Source organism: Nostoc flagelliforme FACHB-838 (genome assembly GCF_014698065.1).
Lineage (GTDB): Bacteria > Cyanobacteriota > Cyanobacteriia > Cyanobacteriales > Nostocaceae > Nostoc > Nostoc flagelliforme_B.
In genome coordinates this window covers 1-21,161 of the sequence record NZ_JACJSI010000078.1, presented here as the reverse complement: position 1 = coordinate 21,161, position 21,161 = coordinate 1, and the positions used below count along the sequence as shown (strand labels likewise).

General features: G+C 40.4%; 16 protein-coding genes and 2 pseudogenes. 7 read left to right on the top strand and 11 right to left on the bottom strand.

Annotated elements, in window-relative coordinates:
* Positions 1 to 2 precede the first annotated feature (2 nt).
* The 6 genes from H6G97_RS26715 to H6G97_RS26690 form a co-directional block, all read right to left on the bottom strand.
* Complete coding sequence (locus H6G97_RS26715; protein ID WP_190943609.1) at positions 3 to 2,468, bottom strand: pentapeptide repeat-containing protein; 2,466 nt, start codon at positions 2,466 to 2,468, stop codon at positions 3 to 5.
* A 77-nt stretch (positions 2,469 to 2,545) separates the two neighbouring features.
* Positions 2,546 to 2,971 carry a hypothetical protein gene (locus H6G97_RS26710; RefSeq protein WP_190943608.1) on the bottom strand — a complete coding sequence of 142 codons (426 nt, stop codon included), beginning with the start codon at positions 2,969 to 2,971 and terminating at the stop codon, positions 2,546 to 2,548.
* 312 nt (positions 2,972 to 3,283) lie between these two features.
* Positions 3,284 to 4,009, bottom strand: coding sequence for a DUF6753 family protein (locus tag H6G97_RS26705; protein ID WP_190943607.1), 726 nt, complete (start codon positions 4,007 to 4,009; stop codon positions 3,284 to 3,286).
* Complete coding sequence (locus tag H6G97_RS26700; protein WP_242055250.1) at positions 4,009 to 4,788, bottom strand: P-loop NTPase family protein; 780 nt, start codon at positions 4,786 to 4,788, stop codon at positions 4,009 to 4,011. Before H6G97_RS26700 ends, H6G97_RS26705 begins: the two co-directional genes overlap by 1 nt.
* Positions 4,789 to 5,316 (bottom strand): hypothetical protein, encoded by a 528-nt coding sequence (locus tag H6G97_RS26695; protein WP_338421851.1) that lies wholly within the window; start codon positions 5,314 to 5,316, stop codon positions 4,789 to 4,791.
* 222 nt (positions 5,317 to 5,538) lie between these two features.
* Positions 5,539 to 5,727, bottom strand: coding sequence for a hypothetical protein (locus tag H6G97_RS26690; protein WP_190943606.1), 189 nt, complete (start codon positions 5,725 to 5,727; stop codon positions 5,539 to 5,541).
* A gap of 43 nt (positions 5,728 to 5,770) precedes the next feature.
* Here H6G97_RS26690 and H6G97_RS26685 point away from each other — a divergent pair, with 43 nt between their 5' ends.
* The 5 genes from H6G97_RS26685 to H6G97_RS26665 all read left to right on the top strand — a co-directional run bounded on the left by H6G97_RS26685 (position 5,771) and on the right by H6G97_RS26665 (position 13,595).
* On the top strand, positions 5,771 to 6,169 hold the full coding sequence (locus H6G97_RS26685) for a plasmid mobilization protein (RefSeq protein WP_242055248.1): 399 nt from the start codon (positions 5,771 to 5,773) through the stop codon (positions 6,167 to 6,169).
* Positions 6,150 to 8,465, top strand: a complete 2,316-nt coding sequence (locus H6G97_RS26680; protein ID WP_190943605.1) for a relaxase/mobilization nuclease domain-containing protein — start codon at positions 6,150 to 6,152, stop codon at positions 8,463 to 8,465. The genes H6G97_RS26685 and H6G97_RS26680 overlap by 20 nt, the downstream gene beginning before the upstream one ends.
* Before the next feature lie 284 nt (positions 8,466 to 8,749).
* Positions 8,750 to 9,127, top strand: coding sequence for a hypothetical protein (locus tag H6G97_RS26675; protein WP_190943604.1), 378 nt, complete (start codon positions 8,750 to 8,752; stop codon positions 9,125 to 9,127).
* Positions 9,128 to 9,137: 10 nt separating this feature from the next.
* Positions 9,138 to 11,768, top strand: a complete 2,631-nt coding sequence (locus tag H6G97_RS52935) for a caspase, EACC1-associated type (RefSeq protein WP_338421850.1) — start codon at positions 9,138 to 9,140, stop codon at positions 11,766 to 11,768.
* A gap of 162 nt (positions 11,769 to 11,930) precedes the next feature.
* Positions 11,931 to 13,595: a caspase family protein gene (locus tag H6G97_RS26665; protein WP_190943603.1), complete on the top strand. Its 1,665-nt coding sequence runs from the start codon at positions 11,931 to 11,933 to the stop codon at positions 13,593 to 13,595.
* Between the two features lie 324 nt (positions 13,596 to 13,919).
* On the opposite strand, the gene H6G97_RS26660 is transcribed toward H6G97_RS26665, so the two are convergent.
* From H6G97_RS26660 to H6G97_RS26640, 5 genes are all read right to left on the bottom strand, one after another.
* On the bottom strand, positions 13,920 to 14,894 hold the full coding sequence (locus H6G97_RS26660; RefSeq protein ID WP_190943602.1) for a tyrosine-type recombinase/integrase: 975 nt from the start codon (positions 14,892 to 14,894) through the stop codon (positions 13,920 to 13,922).
* A 212-nt stretch (positions 14,895 to 15,106) separates the two neighbouring features.
* Entirely contained in the window at positions 15,107 to 15,742 is a 636-nt protein-coding gene (locus H6G97_RS26655) for a restriction endonuclease subunit R (protein WP_190943601.1), read from the bottom strand.
* 54 nt (positions 15,743 to 15,796) lie between these two features.
* On the bottom strand, positions 15,797 to 16,714 hold the full coding sequence (locus H6G97_RS26650) for a hypothetical protein (protein WP_190943600.1): 918 nt from the start codon (positions 16,712 to 16,714) through the stop codon (positions 15,797 to 15,799).
* A gap of 3 nt (positions 16,715 to 16,717) precedes the next feature.
* Complete coding sequence (locus H6G97_RS26645; RefSeq protein WP_190943599.1) at positions 16,718 to 17,524, bottom strand: ParA family protein; 807 nt, start codon at positions 17,522 to 17,524, stop codon at positions 16,718 to 16,720.
* 291 nt (positions 17,525 to 17,815) lie between these two features.
* Complete coding sequence (locus H6G97_RS26640) at positions 17,816 to 18,859, bottom strand: caspase family protein (protein WP_190943598.1); 1,044 nt, start codon at positions 18,857 to 18,859, stop codon at positions 17,816 to 17,818.
* Positions 18,860 to 18,997: 138 nt separating this feature from the next.
* Between H6G97_RS26640 and H6G97_RS26635 the strand changes: the two are divergent.
* Both H6G97_RS26635 and H6G97_RS55480 read left to right on the top strand, forming a co-directional pair.
* Positions 18,998 to 19,999: pseudogene (locus H6G97_RS26635) on the top strand (UvrD-helicase domain-containing protein); the annotation flags it as partial.
* Between the two features lie 828 nt (positions 20,000 to 20,827).
* Positions 20,828 to 21,161 (top strand): annotated as a pseudogene (locus tag H6G97_RS55480) (NF041680 family putative transposase); the annotation flags it as partial.

Genomic DNA, 21,161 nt, shown 5'->3' with positions numbered 1-21,161 from the left:
CCCTACTGAACTGGCTGCTCTTTAATTTTTTGCTCTTGAGATGGACGAGACTCAGGATGGTTAGATGAGCTACTCTGAAAGAAAATGTATGCTGCCAAAGCTGTAATGAGAGCGAATACAACAACAACTGCAACAACTTTACTTGTTGATTTGAATTCATCAGGTTTATAGGTGTTGCTTAAAGATTTTTTGTCCTGTTGTTCCTGAAGCTCATCTACTTTAAGCATATCCTGGTCGAAGTTTATAGATTCGGCAACTACACCACTGACTTTAAAACCATCTGCCACTAATGCTGAACCAGTTGGTTTGAAATCTCCACCTACATCTCCCACTGTAAGACTGCGACTTTGGTCGGTGTAGTCTCCTTGAATATAATTACCCTCAATTTTCTCGTTATAGTTGACGTTGCCTATATTAACAGGCTCAATTGAAACAAAGATATTATCACCTTTCAGAATATACTTAGTACTAGCATTTTCCTCTTCCTTGCTTGCATGTTTTTCTAAAAAATTTACAATTTGATTAAAATTAATTTTTAGATGATCAAAAACTTGAGAACTTGACTCTTTTTGCTTCAGTCCTTTAGAGCTAACGCTCTTTACTAATTTTTCAAGTGTTGAAAATAGTTTACGGAAGTAGTCAGGCGATACTTCTTTAATTTGTAGTACTAATTTTTCTGATAAGTTTGTAGGAGAAATCAGCACAAGACATGGAATATTGCTTGACTCTACGTTCAACTGTCTAGCTATATCGTATGCTTCAGACTTGTCATAGGGTTTACTTTTAAACCACCTTGGATTTAAACTGGATTCGATTCTTTGTTTCCAATTATTGTTGGCTTGTCTCCATTTTGGAGAAGGATGTTCTAAAAGATAGATAGTACACCAGTCTCCTGTTAGCTTGTCTAAAGCATCAAAATGTTCTCTTATATAAAGAGATAATTTATCATCTTCATCCGTATACAAAAAAATACCAGGTATAAAACTTTGTGTAGATGATGAAAGTGAGTTTTTGATTAATTCATTAAAATCTTCCTGATTTTTCCAAGAAAGTAGATTTTCAAAAAACTCTTTTTTATCTTGAACTGGAGCTATACCATGACAACAAATTATAATATTCGCTTCATCGAGTTTTGCTTCATTAAAATTCGCCCCTTCTTCTTGAAAATCATTGAGTGAATCCGAGAGAATTTCTGTGTTACGAAAACTTGTACCGCTAAAATTAGCACCCATACAGGTTATTGAGCCAAATTCAAGCACTTCGCTAAAATCAGCTTTGCTTAAGTCTGCCCAATTAAAATTTGCTCTTGTAAGATTTGCTTTACTTAAATTTGCTCTGCTAAGATCCGTCCAGCTAAAATCTGCTCCACTAAGAATAGATCTACTAAAATCTGCTCGGCTAAAATTTCCATTTTTGAAAATAGCTTCACTAAGGTCAGCTTCGCTAAAGTCAGCTTCGCTAAAATTTCGTCCTTCTGCACTATTATTAAGAATGTCCCAAACTATATACCATTTCTCATCAATGATTGCTTCTTGAATTTGGGTATGGTGTAATTTTGTATATCTTAGGTTAGCTTCACTAAGGTTTGCTCTACTAAGACATGCTCCCCTAAGGTCTGCCTCGAAAAGATCAGCTTTTCTAAGATTTGCCATACTTAGATTTGCTTTATTAAGCTTTGTTCCCCTAAGCTTAACGTCACTTAAGATCGCTCCACAAAGATTGGCTCCTGTAAGGTCAGCCATACTCAGATCAATACCTTGAAGATATCGCTCATCAGCGTCATTATTAAGAATGTCCCAAACTATATACCATTTTTCATCAATGATTGCTTCTTGAATCTGAGCTTGTCGTAGATTGGTATATTCGAGGTTTGCTTCACTAAGGTTAGCTCCACTAAGGTTTGCTGCATTGAGGTTGGCTTTGCACAAATTTGCACTGCGAAGGTCTGTGCTGGTTAAATTTGTACCACTGAGGTTTACACTACAGAGGTTTGCTTTACTGAGATTTGCCCCAGTAAAAGTATTACTTACTAAATCTAGTCCACTAAAATCTGCTCCACTGAGATTCGTTAAACTAAAGTTAGTCTTACTGAAATATGCAGCACTTAGTTTTGCCCCACTGAGGTTTGCTCTGCTGAGATTTGCATTACTGAAATTTGTTTGAGGGAGTTTTTTACCTTTTAGGTTAGCTTCAATGAGACTTGCTCCACTAAAGTCAGTTTCCTGAAGAATTGCTGTACTAAGGTTGGCTCTGAACAGGTTAGCACTGCTAAGGTTTGCTCCGAAGAGTGAAGTTCCACTGAAGTCTGCTTCACTTATATCTACTCCACTCAGATTTATCTCAAAGAGCTTTAATCCTCTTAAATCCGCTCCCTTAAGTTCAGGAATACTTTGAGGATTCCGCTGCCTCCATCGATTCCAAACTTTGAAGCCTTGCCGCAGCAAGGTAATATGCTGCTCGTTTGCCATTTGCTTCACCTCAATAAAATTGAACCTAAGAAGTACATGCGTTTTAAGTTAGAGTGGCAGTTTAAAAAGAATAATGATTACAGTCCAAAAAATTTGGAAATTAAAGGTAACAAGTTGCTACATACATCTGTCAGCTTTACAATATCAGGTAAGCCGGAAACTGTTCCTTGTAATATTTTTACTGCTGTTCTTGCCATCTTCTTCATAGCTCCATCGTCAGGGTTTTTCCCTGCTTCAGCTAAAGTTTTCACCTGCTCCAAAGCTTCAGTTCTGTCCTCATCATTTATGTCAGGTGAGGTGGAGATTGCCTCAGTTAGTTGAGACAATAGTTCTTTAATGCCTGGTTTGTTGGGATCTGGCGAGACAGGTAGTTGGTTGATGGACTCGGCAACTGTACCGCTAATTTCAACATTATCCGACATCATCGCTGAACCAATCGGCTTAAAATCCCCCCCCACATTACCAACTGTAAAACTGCGACTTTGATCAGTATTCTCATTCATAGTTCAGATACCTTAAGCAACTTGGATTGAATATTACATAATCAAATTTGGAATGAGCAAGCGTCTCAGTACATTTTGGTTCAGCTAGTTGACTAATAACTCAATAAAACTGGTTTGTTATGCAATCGGCCATAGATACATCAACTTGATCCTGGACACCCAACAGGTAATCTCGAAATACTGCTCAAACCGATAAGTTCCTATTTTACCGCTTAATAGTGGTTCAACTACCCAATTAATAAGTACTAGACTGTACTGTGTATTATAAATTTCAATTCTAAATGTTTTGCTGCATTTTGCTATCCTACCAGATCATTGGTTAGGATCAGTCCGCAACTTTTTTTCAACCCGTTGAAGCTTGGCATTACTCCAATCAGTATTCTGCAAAATTTTCTGTAGAGACTCGGTAGTTTCAATAGGAGTAGGGATCGGAAAAATGTGTGAATAAAACCAAAACAGAATAAAAAATGAGATCGGAGAGACAAGCCAGATTCTAATAGCTCTAGTCCAACCTTTAACGACCGATTCCGCGTCTTTTTGGTTCAATAGAGATATTCCCGTCTGAATCTCGTTCAATTGTTCTTGTAACGGTTGGCTCAATGTCTCTGGTTGCCTGGGGGAGATATTGCTCAAATTCTCGGAGAGTTTGGTTAAGCTCGTCAATTGCTTGAGTTGTTGCTGAGATGTTAGATTTAATGCGCTCAAGGCTGTCCCTAGCTGATTGCAACTGGTCGCTAGATTTTTGATATTCTCCGTGTGGTCGGCTTGAATCTTCAATTGCTCCGCCGTCAGTTGACTCCATTCGTTTAGCTCTACCTGTAAATTTTCAAATAACAACTTCCAATCATTTGGTGCAGTTTCTGTCAGTTGCGCCAAATAACCGATGTACTGCACTAACCTAAATGCTGGGTCATCTTGTTTCATTCCAGAATCAAGCGCAAACCGTAAGACTTTCGCTTGAAACTCAGGCGGCTTTTCTGACAGCAACCTATCTAAATGAGATACCGCACCATTGCCATTACCATTACTTACAGCCATTACTCTAACCCTAACTGTACAGCCGCTTTAGAAAACTCAGTTTCAACCGCATCAATCCAGCCATAAACTCTCGATTGATTACTCAAACTAAAATCGTCATGCTCTAGCGCCTCCCGGAAGGTAAGATCCTTAGAGTCAACGAGGTCAAAAATATCGTCATATAACTCAGGCAATAACAGTTCAGTTGCCCCCAGCGCTTCTACAGCCTGCTTTATCTTAGAATTGTTGTAGCGAGTAAATTTGTGTTCATCACCCCAGTAGAGATTTTTTACAACTACATAATCAACTTTGTCACCGCAGAAATCCACCAGCCGTTTTAACTGCAATAAACTATCTTTAACCCGACCTAGCACGGACACCATAGTGATGCGATAACCCAAACGCTGGGCATTTTGAAACAGAAAAATATCCTTAGCGACTGACTCGAAATACTCAGCAGCACCAGCAGGCAGATCCACAAGGGAAACTTGAGGAGATAAACGCTTTAAATCATCCTGTAACGCATCAGCACCACCACGCTGATTTAGTTTGAGCGTTTGTACCCCTGGTTGAACCTTGTTGTAGTGACGATAAAGCTGAGGATTAGACTGGTCACACTCATAAGCGATGCAGTTAATATTTCTGTGGCGGTAAATGTCGAGTAGGATTCTAGCCACCACACTTTTACCAGTCCCGCCTTTATCCCCAGTCACCAACACCAAGCGCCCAAGAGTTTTTGGGTCTTCAGTTGCCTTTTTTTCCTGAACTTGGTCAGCCGATTGTTTAGGTTTAACTACCATCTACAAATCCTCATCAGAAATTATTTGAGGCACAAAAGCAGGACGAGAGGAATTTTGATTCTCTGGAGCTTTAACATCAGAGGGCTTTTTAGCCGTTTTAGGAGTTTTAGTAGTTGTTGATTTTGATGAAGCGGGTTTCGATTTAGGTTGTGATTTCGATTCAGATTTTTCAACAGGCTGACTACTGCTTTGCTCCATCCCCGAATTCTCGTCTAAAGCCGGCTCATCAATAACTTGTGTACTGGTATCCTCTTGACTAGGAGGAGTAACTGACTTTTTGCGCGTAGATCGACGAATATCGTTAAGTAAATAACGGATACGTTCAGGACTGATATTGATATCCAAAGGGGCTAAAGTAAAAGAAACTTCCTCGTAGCTATAGCCAAGGCGAAGTACCCGTTCAATTTGACGGCGCATCTTTTTAATAGCCGCTCGTGCCGGAATATCATCTAATTCCTTAGCACCCAAAGCGCGAAGAGCATCAAGGGCCTCTGGAATCTTCGACTTAGGAATATTGTCTTTAGCCACAAGATTAAAAATCAAACTAATGTTTATGTTTAAAACTTTACTTTAACAGAGAGCATCTATCTAAAGACAGGTAATTATCAATGCAACAAATAGTTAAGAAACAGCAATAGATATTAACGTAACTGATTGAACAGCGATTACTCAAAGCGTGTAAGATAACTCACGAACAGTTAATCAAAAACCAATCACACAGTTATCACCAATAATTAGCCATACTGTAATTTACATTAATTCGTTAGTAATATCATCGTGGTGGTAGCCAAAGATTACGCACTTTGTCCCCATGTGGGTAGTTACCCTAGTCTTTCTGCCTCCCCGAAACCCTGGTGAAGAGCAAGCCATGCCTACCCCTGCGGGGTGTCGTCGCTGCGCTCGACTCGGCAGGCTTGCCAAAGGGGGAAGTATCCCCACTTTGGAAACCCCCTCAAAAACTGCACTAACTCTTGTTTGACTTATGTCTAAAGCTTCTTCTCAATCACTTGTCCGCACTAAAATGTTGCAAGTGCGATTTAGTCCAATTGAATACGAGATGATTCGCTCCAAAGCGGAAGATACGAGCATGAGTTTGGCAGAATTAACAAGACGTTGTATATTACTGCGACCAATCCCACCACCACCGCCGCGATTGGGCAGAGTTACTCTTGATACATACCTGGAACTGTCGCGCATCGGCAACAACATCAACCAACTGGCTAAAGCCACCAATACCGCTATTAAAATGCAGTTGCCACCGCCAGCATCGCCAGAACTTCTACAAGAGTTACTAGAACTGCTACGACACTGCCAACAGGAAATAGCCAATACCTTCATCGAAGAATCGGACGAGGAAACAGATGATTGGCAACCAGACTAAAGGGCGAGGGTTTCGCGGACTGCTGAATTATTTGGAGTCTCAGAAAGATGCCAAACTCATTGGTGGCAACATGGGCGGCAATAACGCCCGTGCCCTGGCCAGAGAATTCAAAATTTCCCGACAACTAAACCTAGAAGCTGACCGAGTAGTGTACCACGCATCATTATCACTACCAGAAAACGAGCGACTAGACGAACCAACCTGGAATGAACTTGCTAACCGCTATCTCGAAGAGATGGGCTTTGACAGTAACCAGTACGTAGTCTACAGACACAGCAATACCGAACACGACCACATACATATTTGCGCCAGCCGCATTCGGTTAGATAACGGGAAGATTGTACATGATAGCTGGGATTACAAGCGTAGCGAAACCATTATCCGGCAGCTAGAACGAGATTACGGCTTACAACAAACCCAGAGCAGCCATGAGAAATTATTGCGGAATCCCAGTATTGGGCAACAAAAACGTCTAGAAAGAGAACACAAAGAATATATCAACGGTGAGCGCCTTACACCACAAGAGCGCCCCATTAAGCAACAACTCCAGGAATTAATCGACCGTACCACAATAGACAAACTAACTATGCCCCAACTGGTTGAGCGGTTGCAATTACAAGGTGTAGAAGTTCGTCACGGATTAACGCGCAACGGTAAAAGTAAGGGCATTTCGTACTCGTGGAATGACCAGAAATTTAGCGGCACATCTTTGGGGCCTGCCTACACATTCCCAGGTTTACAAAAACATAAGGGGATTGACTACCAGCCCCAACGGGATGACGAGCATATTGAGCATCTGTTGAAAAATCCTAAAGAGCAAGCAGTGGAGAGCCAAAGATTCATAAATACAATCGCTGACTTTATTGAACAGTCAGTAGTTGATGATGCCTTGGCTGAAACGTTGCCACAATTAACAGAACAACTGTCCGCGTATCAGCAGCAGCTAGCTAATAATAAAACTACATTTGACGACCTGGAAACCGCGATTGTTCAAGATGAGCAACGACTGTCATCACAAAGAACAGTGGATGCAATCTCTGACTTTATTGAACAGTCAGTAGTTGACGATGCCTTGGCTGAAACGTTGCCACAACTAACAGAACAACTGTCTCAATATCGGCAGCAACTCCTTCGAGCTAAAACTGCATTCAATGACTTTGAAACAGGGTTAACGACTGAGTTGCAATCCCATGCAGAGAAGAAAGCTATTTTATCAATCTTTGATTATATTGAGCAATCAGCTATCGAGCCTGCTTTAAGCCAAGCAGTATTAGGATTAACACAGCAAGTTTCTCAATATCATCAGCAGCTACTTGAAGCGAAAACTACATTCAATGACTTTGAAACAGCATTGACGGCTGAGTTACAATCTCATGCAGAGAAGAGAGCTATTTTATCAATCTTTGATTATATTGAGCAATCAACTATCGAGTCTGCTTTAACTGAAACAGTATTAGAATTAACAGAACAACTTTCTCAATACAAAGAGGAACTATTTATTGATAAAACTACATTCAATGACCTGGACACAGTACTTGCTAATGACTTGCAATCCATTAGAGAGAATCGGGTTATTTCATCAATCTCTGACTATGTTGAGCAATCTGTTATTGAATCGGCTTTAGCTGAAACTGTATTAGAAGTAACACAACAACTTTCTCAATACAAAGAACAACTTATTACAGCTAGAAGTACATTCAATGACCTAGATGCAGCCCTTGCTAATGACTTGCAATCTATTAGAGAGAATCGGGTTATTTCATCAATCTTTAACTATGTTGAACAATCTACCATTGAATCGGCTTTAACTGAAACTATATTAGAGGTAACAAAACAACTTTCTCAATACAAAGAACAACTTATTACAGCTAGAAGTACATTCAATGACCTGGATACAGTACTTGCTAATGACTTACAATCCATTAGAGAGAATCGAGCTATTTTACTAACCTCGAATCATGTTGAGCAATCTGTATCCGAATCGGCATTAGCTGAAACATTACTAACAGAATTAAAGTCGCATCTCAAACAAACGATTCAGTGTTTAGATATTGAAAGATTGGCAGAAGTAGTTATGGAAGTAGGAAAATATGTAAAAGGTGAAAAGGTAACAGGAGCAAAAGTTAGCGAGTTATTTACGAGTATTACAACTGATGCTTTAGCTTTGACTTTTGAGCAGAAAATGAACGTCGTTAGGCAACTGATTAGAGATGACAAACCATCTATTATGAAAAGATTGGGAATCAACTCTCAACAGTCAGATGATCAGGGGGAGCAGTTCAAGTTTAGACGCTAAAAGCAACTTGACCCTCTCTCCATTGCCCTAGTAATTTGTAGCCGTCAACCTAATCCTAAATAAGTGGAATAAGGATTAGTTATTAGAAATTCATTACTAGCGACTAGTTATCTTAGGCGCTACCGTGCAACGCTGTTGGCTACTATTGATGTATCTGCCTGATTAAGCTTTTGTGAAGATTTATACAAAAGCTTGTTTTGTTAATCGAGAATGCTAGTAAGAATTGAATACAGATGCGACAATTAAGTACATAGAAATTGAGACTCAATCTTACACAAGCAAACATGACTGTTAGTTCCAGCATTAAACTGACGATTCACTTTAATGACCCCGATTTAGAGCCAGAAGAACAAGACGAGCAGGTTCAACGGCTGATTGCTGAACTTAAGCAGATGGAAGAGGTAGAGTCAGTTAATCGCGTCCTTGACCCCAACCCACCAGCTGACAATAAGTCATTAGGTGGTTTACTGGTTGGCTTGTTGATGGCTGAGGTGAATACAGCCAATGCTAAGAAGTTCATAGGGTTTTTGGGTGATCGCCTTGGCGGTAAGCCGATTGAACTATCGGTAGAAGCTAACGGCAAAAAACTGACCGTGAAAGCCCACAGCCGGGAAGAACTCGAAGCTGCCATTAAAGCAGCTCAAGATTTTGTAGCACTATAGGTAGGTAGAAGTGGCGAAGGTAGCGTTGCTGATTGGGGTCAGTGAGTATGAGCCAGGGTTGAATCCTCTTCCTGGAGCAGTTAAGGATGTAGAAGCGCTGCGAGAGGTGCTTCTGCATACAGACATGGGTGGATTTGCTGCGTCAGATATTACCCTGCTAAAAAATCCTGAGCGACAAGATGTAGAAGAAGCGATCGAGCGTCTATTTACCTATCAGTCAAAGGATGACTTGGTGTTGTTTTACTTTTCAGGGCATGGCATCAAGGATGATTTAGGACAGCTTTACTTGGCAACGCGCAAAACACGCAAAAATAGCAAAGGTGAATTAGTTCGTTCTACTGCTGTTGCAGCGCGCTTTATCCAACAGTGTATGAGTTTTAGCCGCTCCCGTCGGCAGGTGGTGATCCTAGATAGTTGCTTTAGTGGCGCGTTTGCCGAGGGAATGTCTGCCAAAGATGACGGCATAATTGATATCAGGGAGCAGTTGGGGGGTGAAGGACGAGCCGTATTGACTTCTTCTACTTCGACTCAATATTCCTTTGAAGAACAAGGGCAAGATTTATCGATTTACACTCGTTTTTTGATTGAAGGTATCAAGTCGGGAGAAGCTGATCGCGATCAGGATGAGTTTATCTCCATCGATGAACTCCATGAATACGCCAGTCTGAAGGTGCGAGAACTTCAGCCTGCCATGAAGCCGGAAATCTATGCAATTCGAGAAGGCTTTAAGATTCGATTAGCAAAGGTGGCTCCAGGTGATCCAAGACAGCGATACCGTAAGGAGGTAGCGCGATTTATTCATCGAGGTGAAATTTCCTTTGTTGGTCGTCGGACATTAGATGTACTGAGGACTCGCTTGGGATTGGAGACAACTGAGACGAAGGCAATTGAAGATGAGGTGTTAGAACCTTACCGCAAGGAGTTCCGTGAAAAACTCCAGCAGTATGAGCAGGTCTTCACTGAGCTATTAGAGCGGGACGAGACAATTACAGATGCTGATCGCTCTGATTTACAAAATCTCCAGCAAATTTTAGGGTTGCGGAATGAGGACACGATGCCGATTGAGGCACAGGTAACTGCACAGTTAAAAACACATCAGCAAAACCTACAAACCTATGAGCAAGCGTTTACGGCGGCACTACGGCAGGAGTATCCGCTGAGTACGGCAAGCCGCGATCGCTTACGGCAAACCCAGCAACAATTAGAGCTTACGAATGGAGATGTTGCCGCGATTGAATCGCAGATTACGGCTGAGGTAGAAGTATATCACCAGAAACTCCAGAACTACGAACGGCTGTTTTTTAGTGCCACGCAGCAGGAATATCCCCTCAGCGAGGCAACCCGAAATAACTTACGCCAACAGCAGCAGCGCTTGGGACTGACTGATGTAGATGTTGCGCCAATCGAAGCGCAAATCACAACGCAGATTGAAAGCTATCATCAAAAGCTTCAGCAATACGAGCAGGCATTTGTGAAAGCGACCCAGCGCAAGCATTATCCAGATGAGGTGACACGGAAGCAGTTGCAACAGACGTGGCAGACGTTGGGGTTGAGTGACGGAGATGTGAGGGTGATCGAGAGCCGGATTAATGCGGAGATTGAAACGTATCAAGCAAACCTCCGGCAGTATGAGCAGGAATTTACAGAAGCTGTTCAGCAAGAATATCCGCTCAGTGCTTTCAAACGCTCTCAACTAACCCAACGTCATCAAGCGTTAAATCTGACTGCTGAGGATGTGACTGCAATTGAAAATTCAATTGTTGCTGCTCTAGAGGAACATCGACAAAAGCTTCAGCAGTATGAACAGGTTTTTAGAGAGTCGATTCAGTTTGAATATCCTCTCAGTGATGCTACTCGTGAAGAACTTCAACGTTTTCAGGATATTTTAGAGCTTCCTGCTCAGGAAGTAGCACAGATTGAAGCGAAAATAGTTGAAAAGAGTGAGGCGATTATAGAAGTTTTGTCTTCAGAAAGTCAAACCAAACAAGGAAATCAGGTATCACCACAAGAATTAGTACATAAATCAGTTAAATTAGTGGAACCAAATTTATCTTTGAAAACTTCTCAGTTTCCTATAAATCAAAAGGAAAAAGATGAAACTTTTTTGAAACCGCATGAAATAAATAATGTAAATTTAGAAGAATTTGATAAATATATATCTAAACGTATACCTAAAGGAGTAATTATTGCTGTAAGTGCTAGTTGTGGCATTCTTGCTTTATTAATAGGCTATATTGTAAGCTTTGATTCTTTAGTTGTAAATAATTCTTCAGATGAAGCAGTGCCATTAAGTAGTGAAAATTCTTCTATTGAACCAAGTGATGAAAAAACTTCACAAATTGTAGAGCAAGTAACTAAATTCCCCGATAAGCAAATGTCTATTTTTTATTATGCAGGGAAGGAACTTACTGTTCAACAAACTAATTCTTTAAATAATTTGTTTAAAAAAAATAAAAAAGTAGATGATTCATTTGAACCTGTAAAATCAGGCAGTGCAACAACTTTTCAAGGATGGAATGCTCTTTGTATTGGGCAGGCATATTCAGAATGTCCTAAATCAGCAAGGCATGAGATTCTAAGCCTTGGCTCTAGATCAAATAAGTTCTTGATTTCTAGAGGTTGGGTTATTTATAAACAATAAACTTATCTTAAAACTTAAGCCTTAGAGACACATAAGCAAATTCTATGGTCTATGAATATAAATTTGAGATTTTACTTATAAATATATATACGCTTAATCTGCATTATTTTACTTAAAAATAGAATTAAGTATAGATTGAAATCTATTTAAGAAGAGGCAAACATGGCGAAGTTGGCATTGCTGATTGGGGTCAGCGAGTATGAAGTAGGGCTAAATCCTTTGCCAGGGGCTGTCAAAGATATTGATGCAATGCAACGAGTATTGCATCATCCAAAAATAGGTGGCTTTGACCAGGTAAAAACGCTGACTAACCCTGAGCCAATGGCGATGCAGGAAGCGATTGAAGCTTTATTTCATAATCGTGCCAAGGATGATTTGGCATTGCTATTTTTTTCTGGTCATGGGGTCAAAGATGACCGAGGTAGGCTTTACTTTGCAACTCGTCTCACCCGTAAAGACCCATCAGGCGATTTGATGAAAGCTACTGCTGTTCCTGCCAGCTTTGTGCAAGACATTATGAGTAACTCCCGTTGCAAACGTCAAGTAGTAATGCTTGATTGCTGCTTTAGCGGAGCATTTGCAGAAGGCATGACTGCAAAAGATAATGGTATAGTAGATGTTCAAAACCAATTAGGCGGAGAAGGACGAGCAGTTTTAACCTCTTCCACTTCCACTCAATATTCTTTTGAACAACAAGGCTCAGATTTATCCGTTTACACTCGCTATATCGTAGAGGGTATTGAAACTGGAGCTGCCGATACTGACAATGATGGCTTTATCTCAATTGATGAGCTACATGCTTATGCTCAAAAGAAAGTTCAGGAAACTGCTCCTGCCATGAAACCTAAGATTTTCGCTGTGGAAGAAGGGTTCAAAATTCGCTTAGCACAAGCTCCTGTAGGAGATCCTAAACTTAGATATCGTAAGGAAGTCGAACGGTTTTATACTCGCAGCGAGATCTCTGAGATTGGTCGTCACATACTAGATGCCTTGCAGGACAATCTGGGTTTATCCCCTCAAGAAGCAACAGCAATTGAATCAGAAGTGTTGAAACCTTATCAGGAATATCGAAAGAGATTGCAGCAGTATGAACAAGTTCTGACAAATATTATTCGACGAGATCGATCCCTCAGTAGAGAAACTCAGGAAGAAATAAGGCAGTTTCAAGAAGTTTTGGGATTAAGGGATGAAGATATTTCTCCTATTGAGGATCGAATAATACCGCGTCAGCCAAAATACTTGAATCGAATCTTTAAATCTCCTTTTCAACAATCAGGAACATCTCCACCTTCAGTACAACCTCAATATCGTGTAGAAAGACCATCCCAAGCACCAGATAATTCAACACAACCTCAAGTCTCAAGTTCTAAGCTAAGGTTTTCAGAATTACTGAATCGCAGCTTGCTTTATGTAATACAAACAAGTGCTTTCCTATTAACTATTAGTGGATTTCTAATTCTAATGTATGTATTCCTTGCGTTCATAAACGGAATAGACACAAGAGTATTTTACTCGCATGAAAATTCATCATATGTAGTGCATCAGACAGTAGATGAGTTTTATAAAGCGTTTTGGTTAAGCTTTTTAGGTGTCTTCATGATCTGGATAAGTACGTTGTTGTGGGGTGTACAAAATTCCAGTCTGTTTCTTGTAAAGCGACTGATTGCTTTCTTGTTAATTCCATACGGATTTTTAATTTTAAATTATTTACTACCTATGCTTACAAGGCATCCTGGCAATGAGATACAGCATTTTCTACCTATGATTGGCATAGGAGCATTCACAATTTGGCTAGGTTTATCTTTATGGAGGCAAACTTTAAACTAGTACTAAGGAATGAAAGTTAAATACTGATATTTGCCTGTACAGGCGAATCGTAACTCGCCCTACCTATTCTTCAACTTCCAATTCCATTTAATCCGTGATTTCAATGGTGGATATTACTCTCAAAGCCTCTGTTGACAACTAGCGGGACTTAAACAAAACAGAAGAGTAAAAAAGGCTATAATGCGTAATTGGTATTGAGCCGAGATACAGACACCGTTGGCGAATTCCCTAAAGAGCTAAATTTAACCGATTAGTTCAGCAAGGGAATAATTGAGAGCTTTCTGAGCAATTTTATACCCATATGCTTGTTTACCCAATTTCATTTCAATTTTTCCGCCTACTATAAGGCACATTCAGCAAATCAATCGCCCGTTTCTTCGCAGCTTCCCCACGCCGATCATATTTACTTGTCGTACTTGGCGACGCATGACCTGCAAGTTTCGCTATCGTGACGATATCTGCACCCGCATCTAATAGATTACCGATAAAAGTTCTTCTAAAATCATGGGGTGTAAAAGCGTCCACCTCAGCTTTTTCCCCTCGCCGTTGCAATGCTCGTAACACCCCCTGCTCACTCATCCGTCTCGGTATGATTTTCTGTGCCTTATTTAAAGGATAAAAAAGCGGCCCTGATGCTTTACCCCGAATCAGTAACCAATCAGTAACAGCTTGCACACCAGCTTCAGGTAAGTAGACAATTCTTTCCTTTCGCCCCTTAGCTTCACGTATTGTTAATGACCGAGTGCGCGGCTTCAAATCGCTCAAATCAAGGTAAGTTACCTCACTGCGACGCAACCCTACCGTCAAAACTGCCAGCAGTGCTGCATCTCTCCGACCCAATGTTGAGTCATCTTGAATACAATCTGACCATAGCGCAGCAATTTCTTCGGTATCAAGTTCGCGCCCCTTCAATAAACTCTGGCCCCGCACAGACTCAATATCAGCTGCTCGTCCATACTCATCCGTGGACATTAACCCCAACCGCCATGCTTCCTTAAGTGTCCGCCGCAACGCACACAACATTTTATTCGCCATCGCTGGACTGTATTTTTCCATCAGCACCGACCGTACCGCAGCAGTGTGCTGGTAACGCAACTTTGACCAGTTCAAAGTGCTTGCATCACAAGTACCACTGGTTAGCAGTTGGGCGATTGCATTCAACGCCTCTCGCATCGTCCGCCTTGAACCCTCCCCTAGACTGTTGATATAAACTTCAGCTGGGTGCATAGTTAGCGGAACTGGTTCGGTTAACGCCAGCGACTCTGGATTAAAATTGGATGCGATCGCGCGGGTGTTCACGGGCTGTAAAGTAGGAGCTTTAAAATAAATCCTCTCTCAAAAGTGGCTTTTTACACAACTTCCAGCCGTTACAGATTGCGAGAAGCACATTTCTCTACACTCATTTGGTGTGTAAAGCTTGCTACGGCTAACAGTTTGTTGGTTGGATGACTGCTTGCTTGAACGCAATTTCAACTTTTCTCAAACATCACCCAACCCGTTTACCCACTCTCCTAACCGCCATTTCTCGCCAATTGCCCCAGACGCTTCAACACACTCAAAACCGTATATAATTCATTCCCTGGATTGAAAATGTAGAACAAGCGAGACAATACATATTTTGGTGTTTCTTGTTTTATCAATTTAACAAAAATAAAACTACTGCCATTGGAGATTAGTCCGTATACCGGTTTATCTGAGTTAGAGATTGCCAGCATATAAGCTAGCAGCTGTGGTTTGCCCACCTCCACGGAAAAAGCTGCTTGTTTAGACTCTATAACTACTACTACTAGCTGTTCAAACAAAACTAAGATATCAATCTGCCCTTTGACCCTTACGCCTTCATCTTCAGCCGAAACTTCTACAGATTTTTCAGATTTGACATGAAACGGGGATAGATAAAAGTCTGCTAAATCCAACAAAGGAGACAGCACCACCATCTTGACGGTGTTTTCCAGCAGGGGAGGGTACTTGAGCAAATTGGCATAACTTGCCTTAACTCGGTCGAGCTGTTGTTTTTGGGAGTTGGTAATTTCTGGTAAGTTATCTTGCCACTCTCTAAAAAATTGCTCATCCTCAACTAATTCGAGTCCAAATCTTGTCTCTAAATCAAGTAGGGTAATTTCTTTAGCCTGTATTGTTTGAACCATAATCCAGAAATATTTTTGGTAATTGATAATGAAAGTAAAGAAGAAAGAGTGGGTTTATGGCTGCAAATATTTGGCTTTCATAGTCTTGAGTGTTTTCTCTTGCCCTGCCATTAGTCTATTTACCCTTAGTTGCTTTGCTTGCTGCAAGTAACTCGATTGTGTCCGTTGTGGCAAGTTCTCCCAATTACGGATCATCACCTCCACTAAAATTTCGTAGGGAACCCCTGTATTAGCGCGAAATTTCTGCAATTTATCCACCGCCTCAGATGAAAGTCTCATGGCAACTTTCTTGTGTTCTGTTTCTGTTAAACCAGATTCTGGTAAGTCAGAATCTTGTAAACCAGATTCTGCATTACCAGATTGAACAGAGTCAGGAGAGATAACGGCAGACGACTCACTATCATCTGTAATTACTGGTTTTTGCACAGTACTTTCTTTTTTCATGGCATTTAGTGTGGTATCTGAGAGCTTTTGAGAATCTTGATTACCAGAATCTTGTTTTCTAGTTTCAGTTGTAGCGGACTCTAGTTGAGATGTTTCTTCCTTAGTAGATTCAACTAAACTAGAATCTTGTTTTCTAGTTTCTGCTTTACTATCTTCTATTTTAAGAGAATCTTGTTTTCTGGTTTCAGTTGCGGTGGACTCTGGTTGAGATGTTTCTTCTTTAGTAGATTCAACTAAACTAGAATCTTGTTTTCTAGTTTTTGCTTTACTATCTTCTATTTTAAGAGAATCTTGATTACCAGAATCTTGTTTTCTAGTTTCAGTTGCGGTGGACTCTGGTTGAGGTGTTTCTTCTTTACTAGATTCAACTAAACTAGAATCTTGTTTTCTATTTTCTGCTTTACTATCTTCTTGTTCTGCATGGGACTGGAAATCAGCCGCTTGCAGGGTTGATACTTCAGCCCGTTTAGCTACAGATGGTTCAATCCGTATAGGGCCAGTAGGTAATTTTTTCTTGGGTATAGGCATAACTTATTTACTTCTGACGATTGCATCGACAACTTCTATGTAAGGCTGCGCCAAGGACTTTTCTCCAGCTTCCAATAATGACCAACCAGCATGATTAGTTTGCTGAACTACGGTACTTTGACGAACAGAACTAAAAATATGGATATTTGGAAGTGCTTCCAATAGAGCTGTTATGGCAGCTTTAGACATTCGGGTTTGATTGGCCCCAGCCCAAGCATCCCTTGTTGGCACAATTCCTAGAATTGCGGGAACTTGAAAGTCCAGTTCTGCCAATTCCTGAACAAGGACAAAAGTACTGACTGCCCCCGTAACTCCTTTGGGAGTACATTCTGTGGGAATAACCAACAAATCCGAGGCCAGTATAGCGTTGTATGTAAGAATACCTTTAGAGGGAGGAGAGTCAATGATAATGAAGTCATACTCACTAACAACTGGTTTTAACGCCCGTTTCAAAAAGCGTTCTCGCCCTGGTTCCATTGCAATGGCATCAGATGCCCTAGACAAACTGTAGTCACTGGGCGCTACGAGTAAGCGTCCCTCACGGTCTTCGTTGCTTGGATACTGAATAATTTCTTTTACTTGCATCCGTTCCGTATCAGGCAGAATGGTTTCTGCAATAGTCGCGGACTCTGATAAGTCAGTAATCCCAAGCCACTGACTCAGGTTTCCTTGTGGGTCAAAGTCCACTGCCAAGGTTTTGCCTTTTTGAGACAACATTATGGCTAGATTCAGGACTGTAGTGGTTTTCCCAGAACCGCCACTCAAGCAGGCTACAGCTATAACAGTTGCTAGTTTAGATGATTCTGGCATCTAGTGAAGGAAGATTATAGAAAAGCAGAAACAAGATTTTTGAAAGCTAGAATATCACATTAACCTAGTTTTTGCTCGATTGTCACTAATGCCCCTGTAACGCCTGCCGAGAATATGTCAGGGATCAGCTTAGAACTGGGAAGGTTAACCGAAAGATTTTTACTTTGCCTAAAACAGAAGTTAATCACAATCTAAAAAGAAAGCCGAAAGTCTTATGATTCCGCATTCGGTTTTATGAATCGTTGCAATACCCCATTCACTTAGTGTGCAACGCTCAGAGTATAATAAGTATCATGCTTGCAATATAGACTCAATCTGTTCCAGTTCATTGGTAAGATGTGCTAGCTTTGCCTCTTCATCAAGCAGTTGCTGTTCTAATTGAAACTTTACTGCTGTACCAGCCTCAATAGCCAAATCTGCCCGCATCCGCTCAATTTTCTGGCTGCGAATATCCCATTCTGCCTGGAATGTATGTAGTTTCTGTTTTAATCGTTGTTTTTGCCCAGCAGTTAAGCCAGTAGAAATTGGACTGGTTTCAATAGTTGCAGTTTCACCAGATAAAAATTTACTTCCAGCAGCGTAGTAGCAAAGGGGAAAATTATCGCCTAAATCAAGCACCTTATTTACAAACGGGTGCTGCGGGCCCGCAGCCCTTTTAGGTACCTGATCAAACAAGTAAACTAAAACATCCAAAATACGAGCATAACCATCTTTATTCACAGAAGCTTTACCTTGCAAAGCTTCCAACAAGCAATCGGTAAAAGTACTATAAGGTTGACCTGTGTAGGAAAATTCATCTTCCCGTGAAGAAGCAACCACTACCCGACCGCTTCCCGTGTCGAGTACGTTTAACAATTCAGGTGGTACAGGTGATTTGACAAAGGTTTCCCCAGGCTCCTTCAAAGCTGGAACGCCGCCAGCATGACAGCAATCTAATAAAACTACCAGCTTTCGTGCGGTAATTACCTCTATTTTTTGTGTAAATTCTAAACCTGAGATAGCGGTGTCCTTACGTTGGCTGGGGTTGTAGCCATAGGGAATCAAGAAATATTCATTGGTGTGCTTGATGCGTCCACCATGACCAGAGTAGTAAATAACGACAGTTGCATCAGGATTTTGATTTACCTGGGTGATAATTTGCTCAAAAGCTGCAAGAATATTTTGCCGAGTTGCTGAGGCTTCGGTAAGCAGTGTGACCTGTCTTGTTGGATAGGCGGCGCACTCATGGTTAATTAGTACATCTCGTATCGCAGTTGCATCTTTGACAGTGACAGGTAAATCTGCACCTATGCCAATGAGTAATGCATAACCGTTGGTAAAAGTTGCGTCTGTCATGCTCTATTTTTCCTTGTTGTTTCGTAATTTCACTTAAATTTACTGTCTGAACTATTGATATTTATATTGGCACTTTAAGAATTTAATGTTAATTTAATGTAAATATTATTGTCTATATATTTTTTGAAAAAATAAAATATGTTAACGGAAGACCAACATAGACGATTACAAAGACAAAAAAAAGCACTAGAAGAAACTTGGGATATTTCCCATGATAAAATAACCAAAATACGAAAACAATTAGCTATTGAAACGGGTGTAACAATAAAATTTCAATTGAAACATGAACTTCAAGAAGAAGAAAATCAACTAGCCATACTTACTGAAACTATAGAAAAGATCGAACAGCAGTTAAAACCTCCATTATTACATTTTCAAGAATCTGTTGTTATACCTTTAGAGCCTCAAAAAATAAATCCTATTATTCAAGATTCTATAGAATCTAAAGAATCTGATTTATTTCAAAATATTATTGAAAATAACCACTCCCACCTTAGAGTACTTGCTGGCCCCGGCACGGGCAAAACTTTTTCATTAATACGTCGTGTTGGGAAACTTATTCAAAATGGGATCTCTCCAAGTCGCATACTTGTTTGCACCTTCACGCGCACTGCTGCTAGCGACTTAAGAAAAGAAATTTCTATATTAGGTCTCCAAGGTGCTGATGCTGTATACGCTGGTACTATTCATGGATTTTGTTTTAGTTTACTGTCTAAATCTATAGTTTTACAACTTACAGGTCGAGTACTAAGAACTATTTTAAACTTTGAAGATAGGTTCCTTATAGAAGACCTAAAAAGTAAAAACTTTGATACAGTAAGTAAATGTAAAAAACGTCTACAAGCATTTAATGCAGCTTGGGCAAGACTTTACACTGAAGACCCTGGTTGGCCTGCTGAACCTATTGATCATGAGTTTAATCAAGTATTAAAAGCTTGGCTACACTTCCACAAAGCAATGTTAATTGGCGAAGTAGTACCTGAAACATTACGTTATTTACGTGAAAATCCAGCTTCTGATGACCGCAAAGCCTTTGACCATATTCTAGTTGATGAATATCAAGATTTGAATCATGCTGAACAGGTTCTTATAGAACTATTAGCCGAAGCTGGAACTTTGATGATAATAGGTGATGAAGACCAGTCAATATATTCATTTAAATATGCTTATCCAGAAGGAATTAAAACCTTTGGAAACCGTCATTCCGATATTCAAGATGAACGTCTTCAAGATTGCCATCGTTGCCCCAGGATTGTTATTGACATGGCTAATCATCTTATTTCACACAATAAAAATCGAAGTCCTCGGAAAATTATACCTGTGAATAACAGTATTACAGGTGAAGTCTACGTAGTTCAATGGAAAAGTATCGAGCAAGAAGCAGAAGGAATCGCACGTTTTATTAATACAAGAGTTACAAGCGGAGATGTAAAACCAGGACGTATTTTAGTCTTAGCCCCAAGACGAAAGTTCGGATATGCAATACGAGATGCACTCAACAGTATTAACATCCAAGCATATAGCTTTTTTTTAGAGGAGGAATTAGATGGTAATCCTAAGAATCTTTTGGAATGTCAAGCTCAACAAGCTTTTACATTACTTACATTATTAACGAACCCAGAAGATTACGTAGCTTTACGTTGTTGGTGTGGGTTTGGAAATAATTCTCTTATAAAAAATACATGGAATAAATTTCGGAGTTATTGTGAAGAAAATAGTATTTCTTTAAAAGAAGCGCAAGCACAATTATTATCAGGTACCTTCAAAATATCTAGAAGTGAATACTTTATAAATCGTCTTAACGAATTGGAAACAAAGCTTGCTTATTTGAAAACTCTTCGAGGGTCAGACCTCGTTGATGCCTTATTTCCTAGTTCAGAGGATTGGGCTGAACCCTTCAGGTCTATATCATCTTCTATCGAAGATACTGAGCAACGTGGAGAAATCTCACCTGCGGTTGCAAACCATTGCTATAGGCAAAGGTTTGATATTGAACACATGCTGCGATTTAGCAAGCAGCGTTTGTTGATGACGGAGTTTCAAACTCCAGATGTTGAACATGAGGAAAATTGGATACGTTTAGTAATGCTTGCTTACGCACAACTTTGGGCGGCAAAAGATTTAGCAACACACTTACCCAGACCGTGGGAGCGTTATTTAAAACCTCACAATGATAAAATTGTGACTCCAAGTGTAGTGCAACGCGATTTTCAAACAATTATTTCAGAGATTGGTACACCCGCTCGTTCTCCCAAAACCCGGGGAAATTCAATCGGTCGAGTTCAAGGTCAGGCTCAAACGC